This is a genomic window from Neoasaia chiangmaiensis, from assembly GCF_002005465.1.
Taxonomy (GTDB): domain Bacteria; phylum Pseudomonadota; class Alphaproteobacteria; order Acetobacterales; family Acetobacteraceae; genus Neoasaia; species Neoasaia chiangmaiensis.
In genome coordinates, this window is record NZ_CP014691.1 from 2,130,531 (window position 1) to 2,145,997 (window position 15,467).

The 15,467-nt window shown below is 61.5% G+C and carries 25 protein-coding genes and 3 tRNA genes; 12 read left to right on the forward strand and 16 right to left on the reverse strand.

Annotated features, from left to right (window positions below):
- Positions 1-17: 17 nt before the first annotated feature.
- Both A0U93_RS10215 and rnhA read left to right on the forward strand, forming a co-directional pair.
- Positions 18-980 carry a homoserine kinase gene (locus A0U93_RS10215; RefSeq protein WP_077807249.1) on the forward strand — a complete coding sequence of 321 codons (963 nt, stop codon included), beginning with the start codon at positions 18-20 and terminating at the stop codon, positions 978-980.
- Positions 973-1,425, forward strand: coding sequence for a ribonuclease HI (gene rnhA, locus A0U93_RS10220; protein WP_077807250.1), 453 nt, complete (start codon positions 973-975; stop codon positions 1,423-1,425). The genes A0U93_RS10215 and rnhA overlap by 8 nt, the downstream gene beginning before the upstream one ends.
- Positions 1,426-1,427: 2 nt before the next feature.
- On the opposite strand, the gene A0U93_RS10225 is transcribed toward rnhA, so the two are convergent.
- Complete coding sequence (locus A0U93_RS10225; RefSeq protein WP_077807251.1) at positions 1,428-2,462, reverse strand: ABC transporter substrate-binding protein; 1,035 nt, start codon at positions 2,460-2,462, stop codon at positions 1,428-1,430.
- A gap of 74 nt (positions 2,463-2,536) precedes the next feature.
- On the opposite strand from A0U93_RS10225, the gene A0U93_RS10230 reads away from it, so the two are divergent.
- Positions 2,537-2,612 (forward strand) — tRNA-Asn (locus A0U93_RS10230).
- A 22-nt stretch (positions 2,613-2,634) separates the two neighbouring features.
- Here the strand turns inward: A0U93_RS10230 and A0U93_RS10235 are convergent.
- A complete protein-coding gene (locus A0U93_RS10235; RefSeq protein ID WP_077808461.1) occupies positions 2,635-3,888 on the reverse strand; it encodes an MFS transporter in 1,254 nt (417 codons plus the stop codon).
- 84 nt (positions 3,889-3,972) lie between these two features.
- Between A0U93_RS10235 and A0U93_RS10240 the strand changes: the two genes are divergently transcribed.
- From A0U93_RS10240 to A0U93_RS10255, 4 genes are all read left to right on the forward strand, one after another.
- On the forward strand, positions 3,973-4,323 hold the full coding sequence (locus tag A0U93_RS10240; RefSeq protein WP_245824809.1) for a tRNA-binding protein: 351 nt from the start codon (positions 3,973-3,975) through the stop codon (positions 4,321-4,323).
- On the forward strand, positions 4,323-4,805 hold the full coding sequence (gene gpt / locus A0U93_RS10245; protein ID WP_077807252.1) for a xanthine phosphoribosyltransferase: 483 nt from the start codon (positions 4,323-4,325) through the stop codon (positions 4,803-4,805). Before A0U93_RS10240 ends, gpt begins: the two co-directional genes overlap by 1 nt.
- 79 nt (positions 4,806-4,884) lie before the next feature.
- Positions 4,885-4,961 (forward strand) — tRNA-Pro (locus A0U93_RS10250).
- Positions 4,962-4,989: 28 nt separating this feature from the next.
- Positions 4,990-5,066, forward strand: a tRNA-Arg gene (locus A0U93_RS10255).
- 82 nt (positions 5,067-5,148) lie between these two features.
- Here the strand turns inward: A0U93_RS10255 and A0U93_RS10260 are convergent.
- The 13 genes from A0U93_RS10260 to A0U93_RS10315 form a co-directional block, all read right to left on the reverse strand.
- Positions 5,149-6,189: a site-specific integrase gene (locus A0U93_RS10260; RefSeq protein ID WP_169852744.1), complete on the reverse strand. Its 1,041-nt coding sequence runs from the start codon at positions 6,187-6,189 to the stop codon at positions 5,149-5,151.
- 88 nt (positions 6,190-6,277) lie between these two features.
- The gene (locus tag A0U93_RS16460) at positions 6,278-6,640 is read right to left on the reverse strand and encodes a DNA-binding protein (RefSeq protein WP_169852745.1); all 363 of its coding nucleotides are present in this window, start codon (positions 6,638-6,640) and stop codon (positions 6,278-6,280) included.
- Between the two features lie 36 nt (positions 6,641-6,676).
- The gene (locus A0U93_RS10265) at positions 6,677-7,150 is read right to left on the reverse strand and encodes a hypothetical protein (RefSeq protein WP_211274004.1); all 474 of its coding nucleotides are present in this window, start codon (positions 7,148-7,150) and stop codon (positions 6,677-6,679) included.
- Positions 7,151-7,394: 244 nt separating this feature from the next.
- Positions 7,395-7,952, reverse strand: a complete 558-nt coding sequence (locus tag A0U93_RS16630; protein WP_174807237.1) for a Lar family restriction alleviation protein — start codon at positions 7,950-7,952, stop codon at positions 7,395-7,397.
- The gene (locus tag A0U93_RS17030) at positions 7,949-8,419 is read right to left on the reverse strand and encodes an XF1762 family protein (protein WP_077807255.1); all 471 of its coding nucleotides are present in this window, start codon (positions 8,417-8,419) and stop codon (positions 7,949-7,951) included. Before A0U93_RS17030 ends, A0U93_RS16630 begins: the two co-directional genes overlap by 4 nt.
- Positions 8,416-8,958: a hypothetical protein gene (locus tag A0U93_RS10280; protein WP_147150841.1), complete on the reverse strand. Its 543-nt coding sequence runs from the start codon at positions 8,956-8,958 to the stop codon at positions 8,416-8,418. Before A0U93_RS10280 ends, A0U93_RS17030 begins: the two co-directional genes overlap by 4 nt.
- On the reverse strand, positions 8,955-10,448 hold the full coding sequence (locus A0U93_RS10285) for a DNA cytosine methyltransferase (RefSeq protein WP_077807257.1): 1,494 nt from the start codon (positions 10,446-10,448) through the stop codon (positions 8,955-8,957). The genes A0U93_RS10280 and A0U93_RS10285 overlap by 4 nt, the downstream gene beginning before the upstream one ends.
- On the reverse strand, positions 10,445-11,200 hold the full coding sequence (locus A0U93_RS16205; protein ID WP_147150839.1) for a hypothetical protein: 756 nt from the start codon (positions 11,198-11,200) through the stop codon (positions 10,445-10,447). The genes A0U93_RS10285 and A0U93_RS16205 overlap by 4 nt, the downstream gene beginning before the upstream one ends.
- A complete protein-coding gene (locus tag A0U93_RS16210; RefSeq protein WP_149026876.1) occupies positions 11,197-11,418 on the reverse strand; it encodes a hypothetical protein in 222 nt (73 codons plus the stop codon). Before A0U93_RS16210 ends, A0U93_RS16205 begins: the two co-directional genes overlap by 4 nt.
- Positions 11,419-11,608: 190 nt before the next feature.
- Complete coding sequence (locus A0U93_RS10300; protein ID WP_077807260.1) at positions 11,609-12,010, reverse strand: hypothetical protein; 402 nt, start codon at positions 12,008-12,010, stop codon at positions 11,609-11,611.
- Complete coding sequence (locus A0U93_RS10305) at positions 12,007-12,306, reverse strand: hypothetical protein (RefSeq protein WP_077807261.1); 300 nt, start codon at positions 12,304-12,306, stop codon at positions 12,007-12,009. Before A0U93_RS10305 ends, A0U93_RS10300 begins: the two co-directional genes overlap by 4 nt.
- The gene (locus A0U93_RS10310; protein ID WP_077807262.1) at positions 12,306-12,689 is read right to left on the reverse strand and encodes a hypothetical protein; all 384 of its coding nucleotides are present in this window, start codon (positions 12,687-12,689) and stop codon (positions 12,306-12,308) included. Before A0U93_RS10310 ends, A0U93_RS10305 begins: the two co-directional genes overlap by 1 nt.
- Before the next feature lie 223 nt (positions 12,690-12,912).
- Complete coding sequence (locus tag A0U93_RS10315; protein ID WP_147150837.1) at positions 12,913-13,245, reverse strand: helix-turn-helix domain-containing protein; 333 nt, start codon at positions 13,243-13,245, stop codon at positions 12,913-12,915.
- Between the two features lie 77 nt (positions 13,246-13,322).
- Here A0U93_RS10315 and A0U93_RS17135 point away from each other — a divergent pair, with 77 nt between their 5' ends.
- Positions 13,323-13,541 carry a transcriptional regulator gene (locus A0U93_RS17135; protein ID WP_077807264.1) on the forward strand — a complete coding sequence of 73 codons (219 nt, stop codon included), beginning with the start codon at positions 13,323-13,325 and terminating at the stop codon, positions 13,539-13,541.
- A 2-nt stretch (positions 13,542-13,543) separates the two neighbouring features.
- Here the strand turns inward: A0U93_RS17135 and A0U93_RS10325 are convergent, their stop codons facing one another.
- Entirely contained in the window at positions 13,544-13,840 is a 297-nt protein-coding gene (locus A0U93_RS10325; protein WP_077807265.1) for a hypothetical protein, read from the reverse strand.
- A 329-nt stretch (positions 13,841-14,169) separates the two neighbouring features.
- On the opposite strand from A0U93_RS10325, the gene A0U93_RS10335 reads away from it, so the two are divergent.
- Genes A0U93_RS10335 through A0U93_RS10350 form a run of 4 tightly spaced genes read left to right on the forward strand, consistent with a single transcriptional unit; the run spans position 14,170 to position 15,455 of the window.
- The gene (locus tag A0U93_RS10335; RefSeq protein ID WP_077807267.1) at positions 14,170-14,571 is read left to right on the forward strand and encodes a hypothetical protein; all 402 of its coding nucleotides are present in this window, start codon (positions 14,170-14,172) and stop codon (positions 14,569-14,571) included.
- A gap of 2 nt (positions 14,572-14,573) precedes the next feature.
- Positions 14,574-14,882 carry a GcrA family cell cycle regulator gene (locus A0U93_RS10340; protein WP_077807268.1) on the forward strand — a complete coding sequence of 103 codons (309 nt, stop codon included), beginning with the start codon at positions 14,574-14,576 and terminating at the stop codon, positions 14,880-14,882.
- Positions 14,860-15,144: a hypothetical protein gene (locus tag A0U93_RS10345; protein WP_245824811.1), complete on the forward strand. Its 285-nt coding sequence runs from the start codon at positions 14,860-14,862 to the stop codon at positions 15,142-15,144. Before A0U93_RS10340 ends, A0U93_RS10345 begins: the two co-directional genes overlap by 23 nt.
- The gene (locus A0U93_RS10350; RefSeq protein WP_077807270.1) at positions 15,129-15,455 is read left to right on the forward strand and encodes a hypothetical protein; all 327 of its coding nucleotides are present in this window, start codon (positions 15,129-15,131) and stop codon (positions 15,453-15,455) included. The genes A0U93_RS10345 and A0U93_RS10350 overlap by 16 nt, the downstream gene beginning before the upstream one ends.
- Positions 15,456-15,467: the final 12 nt, after the last annotated feature.

Below are 15,467 nucleotides of genomic sequence, written 5' to 3' on the forward strand. Positions count from 1 at the left end.
GCGCCGCCTGACCCTGCATGGCGGTTTATACGACGGTTTCATCGGCGGCACTGGCATCCTTCCTGGCCGATTACGATATCGGTCAGGCCGTGGATTGCCAGGGCATCGCCGAAGGCATCGAGAACTCCAACTTTCTCCTGACCACCGATACCGGAAGCTTCATCCTGACGCTTTATGAGCGGCGGATGAAGGCTGAGGAACTTCCGTGGTTTCTCGGCCTGATGCGCCATCTGTCAGCTCGTGGTCTGGCCTGCCCGACACCCGTGGCCGGGCGCGACGGCGAAACGCTACGGCATTTGGCGGAGCGGCCTGCCGCCGTCACGACGTTCCTGCCCGGTCGCCCCACGCCGGTGATCGATGCATCGGCCTGTCATGCGCTTGGCGTGGCACTGGCGCAATTTCATGCATGGGGTCGCGACTACGTGGTGGAGCGGCGCAATGCCCTCGGGCCGGAAGCCTGGCAGCCGCTTCTCGATTCGTGTCACGGATCGGGAGACGATCTGCAGCCGGAGCTGACATCGCGTGTCTCAACGGCCATTGCCGAGGTGACGCGTGAGTGGCCGGCTGCGGATTCATTGCCGCGCGGGCAGATCCATGCGGATCTGTTTCCGGACAATGTCTTTTTCCGGGACGGCGCGCTCTCGGGCATCATCGATTTCTATTTCGCCTGCACCGATCATCTGGCCTACGATCTGGCGATCTGCATCAACGCATGGTGTTTCCCCGACGAGGCGCGGCTGGACATGAATCTGGCCCGGGCGTTGTTGGCGGGATACGAATCCGTTCGCGCGCTGGAGCCGGTCGAGCGGTTTCATATGACGCGTCTCTGCCAGGGCGCGGCGTTACGATTCCTGCTGACGCGGCTTTACGACTGGGTCAACACGCCCAGGGATGCTTTGGTGACGCGCAAGGATCCGCTCGCCTACTGGTCGCGCCTGCAGGCGTGGCAGGCACCTGGCGCAGGATTTTTTCATGAGTGACGAAAAACCGCATGTCGAAATCTGGACGGATGGCGGCTGCAAGCCCAATCCGGGGCCGGGCGGTTGGGCGGTGCTGATGCGTTCGAACGGGCATGAGCGGGAAATATCCGGCGGCGACAGGGCGACGACGAACAACCGGATGGAACTGACGGCGGCGGCCGAGGCGCTGGAAGCACTGAAGCGGCCCTGCCGGGTCGATCTGCATACCGACAGCGAATATCTCCGCAATGGCGTGACGCGCTGGCACACCGGCTGGGTGCGACGGAACTGGCGTAATGCCGCCGGCGATCCTGTGGCGAACATGGAGATCTGGCGGCGTATCCTCGACGCCGAGAAGCGGCACGATGTGTCCTGGCATTGGGTGCGTGGCCATTCCGGGCATGTCGAGAACGAGCGCGTGGACAAGCTGGCGACCGCCGCGCGCGAGGCCATCGAGCGCGGCTGACCTCACCCCGCGTCAGGCGTCGGCTCGGGGGGCGGAACGCACAGTTCATGGGCCAGTGCCATCGAGCGGCGTTCGTTCGGTATCTGGCCGATCAATTTGAGTTCGTCCGTATATTCCGCCACCTGCACCATCAGATCATGTCCCAGCACGATATGCGGGGCGATCTCCCGGTCCAGCATGGCGCGCGGATCGGGGATCGGGTCGGGCATCTCCGCCAGTTGGCGGGCGATTTCGTTCTTCTGCTGCGGCCAGTTATGGGCTGCCGCGCGCAACGCCAGGATCAACGCGGGCGCCAGTCCGGGGTCGGCTTCCAGCCGTGTCGAGGCAATGCCGAGACACTGGTCGACCCGCTCGCGTTCGGCTCCGGTCATGCTGTCGAGCATGTCCCAGCTCTGACCCTTCGTTTCCCGCATGATCCGCCAGCCGAGCGGATCGTGAACGACCAGTGCATCCACACGACCGGCGAGGAACGCGTCGTCGAGCTCGTTCGGGGGAATCTGGACCCAGTTCACGCCCTGATCGGGATTCATGCTCCGGCGACGCAGACGGATGCCGAGAAACCGCCGGTCCGCGCCATCGAGGCGATAGACCCCGATGTTGCGGCCCGCGAGATCGCTGACACGATGGATCGGCAGATGGCGATTGACGAGCAGGCGGTAGCTTCCGCCGCGCAGGCCGCAGAGAAGACGCGCGGGAAGCTGGCCGGATGGCGCGTCGCGCAGGCGGGGAATCCAGGCCAGCAGCGGTGCCACGGCGGCATCCGCCCGGCCTTGCGTGACGGCGTCGATCGCGGCATCGCCATTGGCCGCATTGATGATGGTGACATCCAGCCCGAACTGGCCGAATTCGCCATCCTGCGCCAGCATCAGCAACGGATCGGTGTCCGAATCGGGCCAGGCGATGCGCAGGCTGCGCGTCTTGCCGTCGGTCTCCAGATGGTGACGGGGGCGGTGCAGCAGATGCTGCGTTTCCAGAGCGGCTGCCGCGGCGATCGCAGCGCCGCCGATCCAGAATTTGCGGCGTGTCGTCAGAGGCATGAAGAAGAATTCTCCAAAATTTCGAAAAGGGGGTTTACCCCTGCAATCCGCTTCGCTAGAACCTGCCTCGCCGGTCCCGAATAGCTCAGTTGGTAGAGCAAGCGACTGTTAATCGCTGGGTCGTAGGTTCGAGTCCTACTTCGGGAGCCAAGCGCTTTCTCCTTCAAAAATTTCATTCTTCCGGCTTGATGTGATCGAGGCGATCCAGCGTCCAGAGACGTGGGAACAGCCGTATCCATAATCCGGCGACCACGATCGTACCGATACCGCCGAGCACGACGGCGCTTTCCGGTCCGATCGCGCTGGCCAGCATGCCGCTTTCGAATTCGCCCAGTTGGTTGCTGGAGCCGATGAACAGCATGTTCACGGCGGAAACGCGGCCACGCATGCCGTCCGGCGTCGCCAGTTGCGCGAGCGCCCCGCGCACCACCACGCTGATGACGTCCGCCGCACCGAGAACGGCCAGCGCGATGACCGACAGCGTGAGGTCGTGCGACAGACCGAAAACGATTGTGGCGATGCCGAAGATAATCACCGCAAGGAACATGATCGGCCCGCAGCGACCCTGTAACGGATAGCGCGCCAGGATCAGCGATGCGGCCAGCGCGCCCAGGGCAGGGGCGGAACGCAGCATGCCGAGGCCGATCGGGCCGAGATGCAGCACATCGCTGGCATAGACCGGCAGCATCGCCGTGGCGCCGCCGAGCAGCACGGCGAAGAGATCGAGCGAGATGGCGCCGAGGAGATCCTGCCGCCGACGCAGGAACGCGATGCCGCCGAACACCGACTCGAGGCTCATCGGCGAGCGGTTGCCGGCATAGGGGGGCAGGCGCAGCATCGTCGTCGCAACCAGCGAGGCGGCGAAACCGATGGCGCAGATCAGGTAGCACAGACCCGCACCCAGCCCGTAAAGCAGGCCGCCCAGCGAGGGGCCGATGATGGAGGCCGTCTGAAACAGGGAGGAGGACAGCGCCGCGGCGCGCGGAAACTGCGCCGGCGTGGCAATGGCTGGCAGGAAGGTCTGTTGCGCGGGAGCTTCGAACGACCGCAGCGCGCCGAAGGCCGCGACCAGAACGTAGATCGCCCATGGCGCAAGATGGCCGGTCAGCGCGGCGACGGCCATCAGGATGGCGCCGAGCACCTCGATCGTCTGACAGATCTGCACGATCCGGCGACGGTCGTGCCGATCCGCGACATGCCCGGCGATGAAGACGAGCCCCAGCATGGGCAGGAACTGAACAAGCCCGACAAAACCGAGCGCCGCCACGCTATGGGTCAGCGCATAGATCTGCCACCCGACCGCGACGGCCAGCACCTGTGCCGAGAGAGCGGAAAGCGCGCGCCCCACCAGAACGGGGCGGAGACCGCGTAGGCCATGCAGGGAATCGGGCGAGGGAATAAAGTCGGACGTGTCGAGTTTGGCCATGGTGGCGCGGACTATAGGGGCACGCCGCGTGCGGCGGAATGGCATGCGATTGCAAAATGACACGCGCGCAGGCAGCATTCGGGAATGAATGTCTCAATACAGGATCGGATCGACTCGCTCGCGGCATGGGAAGCGCGGCCGGGCGCGCTGGATATTCGCGTGGGCACGGTCGTTCAGGCGGAACAGGAGGCGGGAGCGGTTCGTCTGTGGATCAATTTCGGCCCTGAATTCGGCCAGCGTCGCTCCAGTCTGCGTCTTTCGTCACGATATGATCTGCAAGGACTGGTTGGCAGCCAGGTCTGTGCTGTGGTTAATCCGCGTCCGCACGGTGCCGCGTTCGACGAGGTGCTGACGCTTGGCATGACCGATTATGTCGGCGAGATCGTATTGATACGCCCCGACCAGCGCGTGGCGGATGGAGGAAAGTTGTTCTGATGGCCACGAATTACGCCACGGTGACATGGGACCAGTTGCATCGCGATGCGCGCACGCTCGCATCCGCCCTGATGCCGCGCGGTCCGTTCAAGGGAATCGTCGCCGTCACGCGCGGCGGCCTGATTCCGGCCGCGATCATCGCGCGCGAACTGGATTGCCGTCTGGTCGAGTCCATCTCGGTCGTCAGCTATTCCGGCGAGAGCAACGAGGACCAGAGCGTGCCGGTCGTCGTCAAGCCCGCCACGGCGGCCGGGGACGGCGAGGGCTTCCTGATCATCGACGATCTCGTCGATTCCGGCGAGACGGCGAAGGTGGTGCGCGATGTGCTGCCGAAAGCGCATTTCGCCTGCCTGTATGCCAAGCCCTCCGGCCGGCCGCATACCGATCAGTATGTGATGGAAGTGTCGCAGGATACATGGGTGTTGTTCCCGTGGGATACGGCGCCGCTGTTCGTGCCGCCGCTGGCGCGTCAGGGCAACTGATCCCCAGGGCGGAAAAATTGAAAAAATTCGCGCGGGAGCCATTTCGCTTCGGAGTCCGATGAGATAGGTTCCGCGCGTTCGGGGCGTGGCGCAGCCTGGTAGCGCGCTTGTTTTGGGTACAAGAGGCCCCCGGTTCGAGTCCGGGCGCCCCGACCACTTCTCCCGCTTATCCGCGGCTGGGTAAGCGCCCTTAGCTCAGTTGGATAGAGCAACAGCCTTCTAAGCTGTGGGTCGCTGGTTCGAATCCAGCAGGGCGCGCCAGATTTCCGTTATTTCCTGCGTCAAAAAGTTGGCAGGGTTTGCAGATGGTTTGCAGTGCACTGTTGGTAGGTTGCCAAACCGTTCACATCAGTCGGCCACGTGTGGCGGCGATTGAGACAACTTTGCTCGTCGTCCTCTCCTGATGTTTCTCCCATGCTTCCATGCCGGCTACCGCCACTTCGGTGCGTCTGGGCAGATAAGTGTCAATGATGCGCTGACAGTAATCGATGCCATGCCCGGAGATCGCGGCGATTTGCGGAGTCGTCGCTCCTGCCTCGGCAAGGCGAACAATACCTGTGCGCCGAAGGTCACGCCGCTGCCGATGCTGTGCGCTGAGTTCCTGTCGGACCTCTTCCTTGCTTTTCCCGCATTTGAACAGTTCGCGTGCGTGCGCCAGGCCGAGGCGGCCCATGACCTGATCCCACGCCCGGGCAAAGTTGCGATTCGCCCAGACCTTCCCTGTCGGGCTCGGGACCAGCAGTTGCAGCGGAGCTGGTCCTATTCGAGCTGTGATGACACCGGCCTGTTCAAGGTCCTCGCGCGTAAGCTCAGCGAGCCGTCTTTGAATATGCGGCACAAGCCTCGTGTGCACAGGGACATCCAGCAGCGCGCCGGTTTTCGCCTGGCGCAATGCGATGAACATGCGACCGTCACGTTGCGAGATCCGTGCGGCGTCCATCGCAAGGACGTCACTTGGTCTTTGGACCGTGTAGAGCAGAAGCAGGTAGGCGAGCTGAAGGGTAGGGCGCGCGCGCTCCAGAAACGCGTCCTCCATGCGATAGCTCCATATCTCAGTGCGACTTGCGATGTGCAAGCGCCCAAATCTTTCGGCAACATTGTCGGACACGAGGCCACTGTCCTTCGCGCGGCCAAGCAGGATTTGCAGCAGAGAGAGCACCTGGTTCGCTTTTCGCGGCGTAACGCTCAGGCGTTCGCGAATCGCCAACACGTCCTGCCGAGTGATGGCGCGTGCTGGAATATCTCCCCAGTCTTCCCGCATCCGATCGAGATAGCCGCGGTAAAGGATCTGCGTCGTCTTTCGCAGCGACCGATAAGATTCGGATTTAAGATAGTCGACGATCAGCGCGGCGATGCTGCCGGTTTGAACGCCGGCAGCCTGCAAAGGCGAAATGGACAGTTGCGCAAGGCTTTCGAGCGCGATTGCGCGGTCGTGCCCAAGGAAGCGCTTCGTTTTCCGGTCATAGAAATATTCAATGGTGGTTCCGTCGCTGCGACGTTTCCGCACCACGTTGAGGCCGGTTCTGCGAGAGGGTGGCATTCATTTTCTCCGCTAGAGAGGGTTTGCCGGATTCCGCAGAAACGGGGGCGCCGGTTGCAGCCGGCGTCCCCACCCCGAGAGCAGAATCACGGTCCGCATAGGCATCGAGCAGACTCCGGTCCCAGGTCAATCGTCCGCCCTTTCCGCCGCGTAGGCGCGGGGGTGGCCACCACCCTTGGCTGACTTCGAGATCAAACGTGCCTTCGCCGACGCCGACGTAGAGCGCCGCAAGGCTTTTGCTCAGATATCTGGGCCAAAACGGTAGGTTTGCTTCCCGCTTTGCTCTTTCACTCATGCGCGACGTCCTCCGGTGGCCTGCACTCGCGGTCAGTCATGGCGCGCATCCTTTACTGGTCTTTCCGTTATTCTGGCCGTCAGGGGATACGCCGCAGAACTCTTTCCAATGCCGCCACCCGTTAGGGCAGGCGAAACCCCACTCACGGATGCGTGGCCCGGTGACGAAGATCGTCCAGACCGGGATATCGAAGGCTCCCCTGTCGTTGCGCACGCCACTCTCAAGCAATTCTACGCGGTGTAGCGCAGCGGCACGACCAAAACGCAGTCGCCACGGTTTGCGCCAGAATACACCTGCGGGTGTATGCTCAAGGTATCCTGGACCGGAGATGATCAGGCTGCACCACCACCACGGATGATCATGCAAAGCCCGGTCATCATCGGACCGGCAGAAGTGATGCAGATAGATGTTGAACCATCGGTTGCGAGGGATCAGCCACCATCTCCGAAGATAAGGCCTGTCCTGGTCGTCTCCGATGACGAAATCAGGAGCGCGGCGAAAGCGATCCAAGATCATCCTTCCCCTCCCTGCGTCGGTGCGGATGCGAGGGCGGACGTTTGGATCATGATCGGCGGATGAGCCGCTCCCATTATCCAAACCTCAACACTTCCTCCGCGATTAAGCATTTCGAGTTCTGCAGGCGTTGGCTCCCAACGACTGACGAAACAGCCGTCGATGCGCTTGATATGAAGGTCGCGAACGTCCGGGGCATTTCCACGCATAATTCTGTCAGCACCTTCGATGCGTAGCGGGATCATTCACCATCTCCCTGCGTCGATGCGGATGCGAGGGCGGCGCGAATAAGGTCCGGCGTCCGTGACGCAGAGTCGTTTGTCTCAGGGTCAGGCATTCGAATAAAGCCGAACTCGATACCGTTCGTTATGAACTGGTCAGCCGCACGCAACGCCTTCACCAGCCGCGCGATCTTCTCCGCGCTGTCGTCGGGCGGTGCAGGGCGCGTGTAGAGGGGGACAGAGAAGGGCGCGCGTTCCTTTTTTCGCATTTCACCGAATACATTTGGTCGGTCAGGGTGTGAGCGAAACCATTCAATGGTTCTTGCTGTCGTCCACGCAAAAGCCTCCACACCCCGCGCGGCTTCCGCTTCGGATCGGGCGCGGGCATTCCAGTTGCTGACAAAGTTCTCCTTGAAGCCAAACTCAACGTTTCCGCTGGCTAGGCACCTCGTGCAGCAAATGCACGAGCCTCCTGCGTTCTCGCCCTCGGCGATATCAACACGCTCGGCTTCACCGCCACAAAACGGACACGGCAGAAGTCCTTCCCGCGTCCGGGTCGGCGTTTGGTTGTTGGTCATGGGTAGGTCACCGTTACTAGCGCCGGCCAGTCCCCAATGCCCCATTTCTCTTTTATTCCGAGTGGGTGTTTATCTTCTCGTATGCGCGAAGGAACCGACCAACTTCGGCCCGGTGTGGTTCCTAAAAGACTCCATCCAGACGCACGAAGAGAAGCGCCTCCCTCTTCCGGGAAGATGAAGGTGCAGGCTCGCACGTAACCAATAGAGCGCGCTGCTCGCCAAGATGCGCCGTAAAGGAACGAACACGCATTGCGCGTCCCATCCGTGCATAGGCGCGTAACCTCAACCGTTAAGCCGTCATCGTCCCGTCGAGCCGAGGGGCGACCGACAACGCAAACGCCAACTACTTTACCTTCCGCATCGCGAGCGCCGATGCCAAATAGCCACCCGACCGGGCGCTTATGGTGCCGATGGATAGCGTCAATCATGGCGAACGCCTGCGCCTGCTTGACCGGGAAAGCGATCATACTCCCGATCCCTTCATCTGGCGGATGGCGGCGGCGCACTTCGACGTGACAATCACGAAACCCGCGCTCCACTTGCCGTCATCAAGTCGATCACAAACCCGCGCCGCATCTTCCAGCGCCTTCCGCCGTTCATCCGCGCGAATGGTCGCTTCGTCTAAAGCGGGCGCTTGCGGGGCCGTTAATGGGCGCACGAAGTGGAGAATCATTTCGGCGTCTTCCGTGTCGAAGGCGCTCGCGAGCGTCCAGCCGCCATCAGCGACCCAAGCCGGTAGTTCCACCTTGGCCACGTCCTCACGCGACAACGACTCTCCACGCTCCCAGTCCCACTCTTCGGATAGAGAACGGCTTTCGATGCCGAGATAGGTCAGCACGGACGCTATGTGGCTTGGTTCCCAATCCTCATCGAACATCCGCTCGAACCGTGCACATGGCGGCCCATCCGGGAGCCCAACGTCCTGAATATGCCATTCATATGAACCAACCGACGGTTGAGCGCTCAGCTGCTCAGTCGGGGCCTCGTCTCGTTGCTGGTCGTTCATGGCACGTCTCCCGCCAGCCATGACGGCATGCGTTTCGGCACGGAATTGCCGACCAGGCGCATGCCTTCCGTTTTCGTCAGGGGTCTAATCTCGCCGCCGATGTTGACCCACGTCGGCAGGCGCAACTCATGGGCTGCCGCAGCTTCGCGCACGTCCAGCATCCGCATGGTGATGTCGGTAATCGCATAGCTTGCGCTCCCGATTTCCACACCGACGACGCCGAAGCGGGCCAGAGTCGTCAGCGCGTGCAATGGCTCGCGCGCATCCTGGTGCTGTGATCCCTGGCCATAGTATTTGGTCAGGAAAGCGCCAACGCATGCGATATGGCGGCCGCCTGACGTAACGGTCGGAAGAGGATCCTCGATATCGGCCGACTGGCTGGTGCCGCGCAGGTGAGCGAGCGTTGCGGCCGTCAGCTGCTGCTGCGTGCCACGCGATGTCAGCGTCGAGAGAGGGTCATTGAGATCCGTGCCGACGACGCCTTGGTCGACCGTGAAGTTGTGCTGCGCCATCCACGCGGAGACGACCGACAGTTCGCCACGGTGCGCGCCCGTGATCGTCGGCAACGGCTCTGTCGTATCATAAGCCCGAGGTGCCCCCGTGTGTGTAATCGGCATGATGAACGGACGCGGGTTTTCGAGAATGTAGCGCCGCAATCCATGCGCGATCCGCCGCTCGGTATTCGGGCGAAGCGGACGCGGCCGGTTGAAAATGCTGCGCATCGGGATCGACCAGTCGATGATCGTGTGAGCGCCGACCCATGGTCGCAGACGCTCGCTTTTGGCGCGATCGCGGGGCGCGTGCGTGCGTTGCGGCCAGGCGATCGGCAGGGCGTCGTAACGGACAACGGCAAACCATCGGCGCCGCGTCGTCGGAACACCGAAATCCGCGCAGCACAGGTCGCGATCTTCATATTCACCGCCCAGCTGGCGAAGATGGCGGACAAATGCCCGAAAGCTCTTGCCCGTCCGGCGTTTGTCGCGGACCAACTGCTGGAGATGGCGCGGCACCCGCTCGCCACGCGCCGCAACAGTGCCGTCGAGCTTGACGACACGTCCGGTCGTGCGGTCGCGCTTGGCGATCAGCGGCCCCCAGCCACGGATCTCGCGCACGTTCTCCATCATGACGATACGTGGACGCACCTTTCCGACCCAGCGGCATACCTGCCACGGCAGAGAGCGCACGCGCGCACTGCGCGGCGCACCACCTTTCGCGACAGAGTGATCGCGGCAATCCGGGCTGGCCCAAAGGACGTTGACGGCCCGCCCGCCTGTCGCTTCCAGAGGATCGACGTCGAAGATGTCGCCTGTGACGTGGCGTGTGTGCGGGTGGTTTGCAGCATGCGCCGCGATCGCCACTGGGTCGTGGTTGCACGCGACATGAACCGGGCAGCCAGCGTCTTCCAGGCCTTCGCATGCACCACCGAGCCCTGCGAACAGGACCACGGTGATTTCGGCGTCGAGCGCCCATTGTGTGGAGACGTGCTTCATGCTGCATTCTCCTGCCGCGCGGCGTCAATATTTCGCTGCTCGACCGTGAACGTCAGCGCCCAGACCCACGGGTTTTCGGTCCATGCATCTGGCCCGTGGATTTCGGCCCATATGGTTCGAAACCAACTATTGGGCGATCCCCAATAGTTCCCCGCATATTGCGCGCCTTGCACCTCGACGGCTCGACCGGATCGTAAACGGATGCATCCCTCGCTCTGTGCATCTTCCTCGCTGATGTCCTGCAACCGCTGCGCGCGAATGTAGCTGACGGTGAGCGTCAACCGGCTGGCGGCGCGGGGCATTAAGATCGACGGCTTCCATGGCGGACTGTCGCGCGTTTCCTCACGATCGGGGTCGAACCAGCGGCCTACGTTGTCCGTCGCGCGATAGAAGATTTTTCTATCTCCGACGGGCATGTCATTGTCGTCATAGTCAAATCCGGGATACCACGTCTCTCGGACCCAGAGACGATCGCCAGGAACGCATGGCGCTCTGCCAACGCTTGGGCCGCATCGGTCATCTTGCGACCACCAGCACCAATCTCGCGTCATGCCACGAGGATTCTGAGGCGTGCAGCGCGCACCGCAGTATGAATCAATATAGGGGTGTGGATGCCTCTGAACATTGTCTGGGTGGACACCGCCAGCATACGCGGCGGGCTGAACCTTCATCACCCGACGTGTCTGCGTCTTCCGACCTTCCAAAAGCGCGCGGATCATCGGACCGCTGAAGAGTATCGGTTTGTCGGTCATGCGTAGACGCTCCCCTTTTCGGTGAGGTCGATGTGGACGCGGCCGTTGGGCCCGGGGGCGACGTCAGCCAGGCGCGAAGAACGATGGCAGATGACCACGCATTCCTTGCTGCGCACGGCATGCTGGCGGGCAATCTTCTCCGCGCCTCGATAGTCGTCGGAGCGTTCGACCAGCTGGCCTGTCTGTCTGTAGACGGCGAACATACGGCGCTTCTTCATCGGCGTGGTCTTCCGCCCAGACCGGTGTTGCCCGCGGCCAACACAGAGGGTCCGCTGGGCGTTACCGCCCCGATTGCCGCTTTCCACGTCGCGTCCGAGATGCGCATGCCAGCCAAAAGACCGATCGTGAAAATCACGATCGCGGATATGATGACCCAGAAGCATTCTCCCGAGTCCCAGAAGCCTTCCATCACTTCTGCTCTCCCGGCCGGGCGGCGAACGCGAGATGGCGCAGTGCAAGGACCTGGCGCTGGATCCAGAGCTCAAGCGGCGATGCAGGCGGCACATCAATCGTCTCGATCTGCGCTGCCACAGATGGTGTCGGCGGAATCAGGCGCAGAGGCACTTTTGGACGGGTGCGGTCGAGCATATCGACGAGCTCGTCCTCCAGCTGCAGGGCGGAGTTGCGATAGGCATTGTAGGAGCCGACATTCGGCTTCTGCAGGGCCTCCTCGGCTCGTTGTCGGCAGAAGCGGGCGCGCATTTGCAGGTCAAGAAGTTGCGCCTGCTGTTCTGGCGTGCGGTTAGAGATCATCTCACGGAATGCCTGGTCGGTCAGTCCAGCCAGGCGCGGGTGAATTCCATAGGTCATGACAGGGCATCTCCGGACGCGCTGCGCTGCGCGACGTTGTCGACGACGAGAATGGGTGAGGCGATCTGCCGGCATGGCGCGCGGGACCGGACACGGTCAGCGAGGGCACGGGTCTCCGCGACATCGGCTTGAGAAAAGCCCGCGCAGACGGCCATATCGGCCAGTTCGTCCAGCCAATCCGCGAACATGAGGGCGTTCCACGGCAGCAGGATCGACTGGGCGATGAGGCTTTCAGCCTTCGCGACAATCTGCGGCGGTGTGCGGAAGACGGATTGGGGCGCTGCACCGGAAGGCATTACTTGGCCTCCCGAGCGGTGCCGCGCGGAGGGAAAATCTGGGCGGCCAGCACGGTCGATGCATGACTGGACACTCCCGACGCGCATTGGCGAAGGATCCAGCTTTCAACGATGAGAGCGGCTGTGTGCTGCGCCGTGGCGTTCAGGACGTTGGCTTCGTGCTCGACGGCATTGCCGGAGCAGACCTTGAACATGGCGTCGCGCAGGGCCTTGGAGGCTGCGACGCGGGCACGGCTGGCTGTGCGGATGATGGAACGGGTGTCACCTTGGTGACGGTGGAGCTCGCTGAACTGCTGGATGCAGCGCGAGGTTATCTGGCGATCAAGCGAAGGGCGGCTGCATATCTGCGCGCCGAAGGCCTCGACCGAAAGGCGTATGGACATTGTTGTCTCCATCGCGGGGTGGCGATGGAAACAACATCGTATAGCTTAGCTATACCGTCAAGAGAAAAGTGCAGCCTTGCTATACAGGTGCGATAGCGCTCAGCGTGATACAGGTCATCAGAATAAAACGAAATGTGTTTGACGGCTCGCGTTAGTTCATGCTTTGTTCGCAAATGAGAGTGAAGAAAGGCTCTGTCTATGTGGTTAGAAAGCGTTCGTCTGTTTAGGCATCCGAGTGAGCCGATTCCGAAGAATGCTTCTGTCCCGATAGAATTTCGGCCTCAAGCTGCGATGCCAAATGGTGCGGAAGCCCAGACCAATCACCAAGAAACACATAGTCAAAAGTAACGTTTCTTGCGCGTGATAGGCGATATAATGCGTAAGGTTGAATTGGATGATTGCCTGACATCCAGTGGTTCAGGACGCCCTTGCTGACGCCCATAATGGCTGCTGCTTCAGTGAACGCCATGCCGAGCAGTTCGATCGCTCGGCGAAGGCGGTGTCCACAGGTGACCTGATAATCTGACAGGGAAAGTATCTCGACTTGCATGGTCATGATGGTATCGCCACGCTGCATTTGATGCGGTGAAGGAAACCGCTTGCTTTGTGGTATAGTAACGCTATACCGACGGTATGGCTGACTCGTCTGATCTTCGCTCGGGGCTTGATGATGCGATCCGCATTTGCGGGTCGAAAGCTGAGCTTGCGCGGCGACTAGGCATAACGCGCGGCGCCGTTCATCAGTGGGATGTGTGCCCATTAGAGCGCGCCATTGATATTGAGCGTGTGACCGGCGTCTCGAGACTGCGGCTTCGCCCCGATTTTTTTGCAAAATCGGGAGAGGCCGCTTGATGTTATCCCTTCGTCTTCAGCCATTCCAACAAGTCGCCGATGACTTCGCCAGTGCCAGGAACGTGCAACGACTGAACGCTGTCGATCGCGAAGCTGCGCGCCATCTTCCGCTCGTGGCAGTATGCCTTGATCGTGTCGATGCGAATCGTGCCGTCGGGCAGTTGAACACCTTTCAGTTCGTTCAGCGTGATGACACGCTTCGTTTCGCCCTTCTTTCCCCCGTAGTGCAGCACAAGATCGGTCTTGATGTCCGATACCGTGACGGGCGGCAGACTTGGCTCTCCGATTTCGATTTTCATAGTTCTGTATCATCCATGCTTGGTTGTGGTGACCGCATGGTGATCCGTCGCGGCCGGTTGGGCAACCGACCGGCCGTGGAAGGCGGTTCGCGATGAGCGACCATCGCCTTTTGGATGCTGCAACAGGTTGCCTGCAATCCGCCCTGGCCATCGGGCCGGAAGCTTTCGTCATGGCATCGGTCCCGGGCGTCGCGATGCCGGCGACAACACAGCTCCTTGTGAAAATTTGTCCGGATGCAAGCACGGGAGGCGTGCGTCTGACCGTCTCCATGTTGCCGGTCCGTGACGGAACTGATCCGCGATCATGCGGTGAAAATGGATAGGCGGTTATGACACTGGAACTACGTTTGAGCGCTTTGGAACTCGCAACACGTGTGCCGTGCCTCTCTGGAGTTGAGGAGATTGTCGACGCTGCGGAAAAGATCCTGCTTTGGCTGAAGAAGGATGAGCCTTCTACCCAAGGCCAAAAATGCTGCGCGGATGAAGAGCCGAAAGTTTTTGTTCCGAGTTGTTCGTCAGGGCGTGAGCAGCGCCTCAGTGTCCTGAAACACTCAATTCCGGAAATGCGGAAAGACCTATCGACGATGCAGGATGTGTATGCGCTTGCTTGCCCCGCAGGCGCATCAGACGACGAGCTGCGCAGGCTTCGCAATAAGATTGCAGAGTTTGAAAAGTTGATTGATGTGGCGGAACGCGCTGTCGCATCTCTCGAAAAAAAGTTCGTCGGCTGACCATGACGTGCCGATGGCCCTTTGGTGATCCACGCAAACCGGGTTTCCGGTTCTGCTGTGCGCCCGTGGCTGGCGGTGCGTCCTATTGTGCCGAGCATCGTCTCCTGGCCTTTACAGGTCCTGCTGTGACTGCGCGTCAGATGCGGGACGATCTACGTTTTGCGCGACTGGGCACCATGCGTGTCCGGACGTGTTCCGGGCCGGAGTTGGAAGCTCCGGCCCGTCGTCGTGAGGCTCATTTCCAATCGCCATCACCCCGCTTCGATCATGGGATGATGGAGGATTCGGATGCGGGAGTCTCGCGTGAATAGCGGCAACTTCTTTCCACTTTCGCGCCTTGACGGCTGCGCTGAAATTGTGTCGCGCGTCCTGCGTCGCCGATTCGGCTCTGAGCGTCATGGTGCCAAGCTGATCGCGCGGGCGGCTGATGTCAGCCCGCGGACAGCGCGAAACTGGATGGCGGGTTCCTGCGTGCCACGCGGTGACGAACTGATGCGCCTGATGAGCGAGTGCGACGAGCTCGCCGAAGCCATTTTCCAGAAAGTGCGGGAGGGCCGATGCCCAGAGGAATAACTGCCGAGATCGGCCGCTGGCTTGGATTCGGTTATGACAAGGGTCCGCCGCGTATCTGGACGCTCGGGTGGGTCGTCATCAGCGTTCATGATGGTGTGGTGCTGCGGATTGGCAGCTACGCACTGGCGCTGCGTCGGGCGAATGACTCGATTGATGCGAAGGACGCTGAGATTGCCCGGCTGGAGCAGGCGCTCGCGGGTCGGCTGGACGAGATCGAAGCGATGCGGACATCGTCGCACGGCGGGTTTTCGGCCATTTGCAAAGTTGTGGTTGAAAACCTCGACCGGTTGGAAGGGAGCAACGACAGATGACGTCGCTCCCAG

What these genes read in the sequence shown, in the direction of transcription:
- A0U93_RS10315 (WP_147150837.1), bottom strand. Translation starts at nt 13,245, where the DNA reads ATGACCATGCAAGTCGAGATACTTTCCCTGTCAGATTATCAGGTCACC.
- A0U93_RS10300 (WP_077807260.1), bottom strand. Translation starts at nt 12,010, where the DNA reads ATGACCTATGGAATTCACCCGCGCCTGGCTGGACTGACCGACCAGGCA.
- A0U93_RS16460 (WP_169852745.1), bottom strand. Translation starts at nt 6,640, where the DNA reads ATGAGTGAAAGAGCAAAGCGGGAAGCAAACCTACCGTTTTGGCCCAGA.
- A0U93_RS16630 (WP_174807237.1), bottom strand. Translation starts at nt 7,952, where the DNA reads ATGACCAACAACCAAACGCCGACCCGGACGCGGGAAGGACTTCTGCCG.
- A0U93_RS10305 (WP_077807261.1), bottom strand. Translation starts at nt 12,306, where the DNA reads ATGCCTTCCGGTGCAGCGCCCCAATCCGTCTTCCGCACACCGCCGCAG.
- A0U93_RS10235 (WP_077808461.1), bottom strand. Translation starts at nt 3,888, where the DNA reads ATGGCCAAACTCGACACGTCCGACTTTATTCCCTCGCCCGATTCCCTG.
- A0U93_RS10215 (WP_077807249.1), top strand. Translation starts at nt 18, where the DNA reads ATGGCGGTTTATACGACGGTTTCATCGGCGGCACTGGCATCCTTCCTG.
- A0U93_RS17135 (WP_077807264.1), top strand. Translation starts at nt 13,323, where the DNA reads ATGGCTGACTCGTCTGATCTTCGCTCGGGGCTTGATGATGCGATCCGC.
- A0U93_RS10350 (WP_077807270.1), top strand. Translation starts at nt 15,129, where the DNA reads ATGCCCAGAGGAATAACTGCCGAGATCGGCCGCTGGCTTGGATTCGGT.
- A0U93_RS10225 (WP_077807251.1), bottom strand. Translation starts at nt 2,462, where the DNA reads ATGCCTCTGACGACACGCCGCAAATTCTGGATCGGCGGCGCTGCGATC.
- A0U93_RS10240 (WP_245824809.1), top strand. Translation starts at nt 3,973, where the DNA reads ATGAATGTCTCAATACAGGATCGGATCGACTCGCTCGCGGCATGGGAA.
- A0U93_RS10335 (WP_077807267.1), top strand. Translation starts at nt 14,170, where the DNA reads ATGACACTGGAACTACGTTTGAGCGCTTTGGAACTCGCAACACGTGTG.
- A0U93_RS10325 (WP_077807265.1), bottom strand. Translation starts at nt 13,840, where the DNA reads ATGAAAATCGAAATCGGAGAGCCAAGTCTGCCGCCCGTCACGGTATCG.
- A0U93_RS16205 (WP_147150839.1), bottom strand. Translation starts at nt 11,200, where the DNA reads ATGACCGACAAACCGATACTCTTCAGCGGTCCGATGATCCGCGCGCTT.
- A0U93_RS10345 (WP_245824811.1), top strand. Translation starts at nt 14,860, where the DNA reads ATGCGGGAGTCTCGCGTGAATAGCGGCAACTTCTTTCCACTTTCGCGC.
- A0U93_RS17030 (WP_077807255.1), bottom strand. Translation starts at nt 8,419, where the DNA reads ATGATCGCTTTCCCGGTCAAGCAGGCGCAGGCGTTCGCCATGATTGAC.
- rnhA (WP_077807250.1), top strand. Translation starts at nt 973, where the DNA reads ATGAGTGACGAAAAACCGCATGTCGAAATCTGGACGGATGGCGGCTGC.
- A0U93_RS10280 (WP_147150841.1), bottom strand. Translation starts at nt 8,958, where the DNA reads ATGAACGACCAGCAACGAGACGAGGCCCCGACTGAGCAGCTGAGCGCT.
- A0U93_RS10310 (WP_077807262.1), bottom strand. Translation starts at nt 12,689, where the DNA reads ATGTCCATACGCCTTTCGGTCGAGGCCTTCGGCGCGCAGATATGCAGC.
- A0U93_RS16210 (WP_149026876.1), bottom strand. Translation starts at nt 11,418, where the DNA reads ATGAAGAAGCGCCGTATGTTCGCCGTCTACAGACAGACAGGCCAGCTG.
- gpt (WP_077807252.1), top strand. Translation starts at nt 4,323, where the DNA reads ATGGCCACGAATTACGCCACGGTGACATGGGACCAGTTGCATCGCGAT.
- A0U93_RS10285 (WP_077807257.1), bottom strand. Translation starts at nt 10,448, where the DNA reads ATGAAGCACGTCTCCACACAATGGGCGCTCGACGCCGAAATCACCGTG.
- A0U93_RS10340 (WP_077807268.1), top strand. Translation starts at nt 14,574, where the DNA reads ATGACGTGCCGATGGCCCTTTGGTGATCCACGCAAACCGGGTTTCCGG.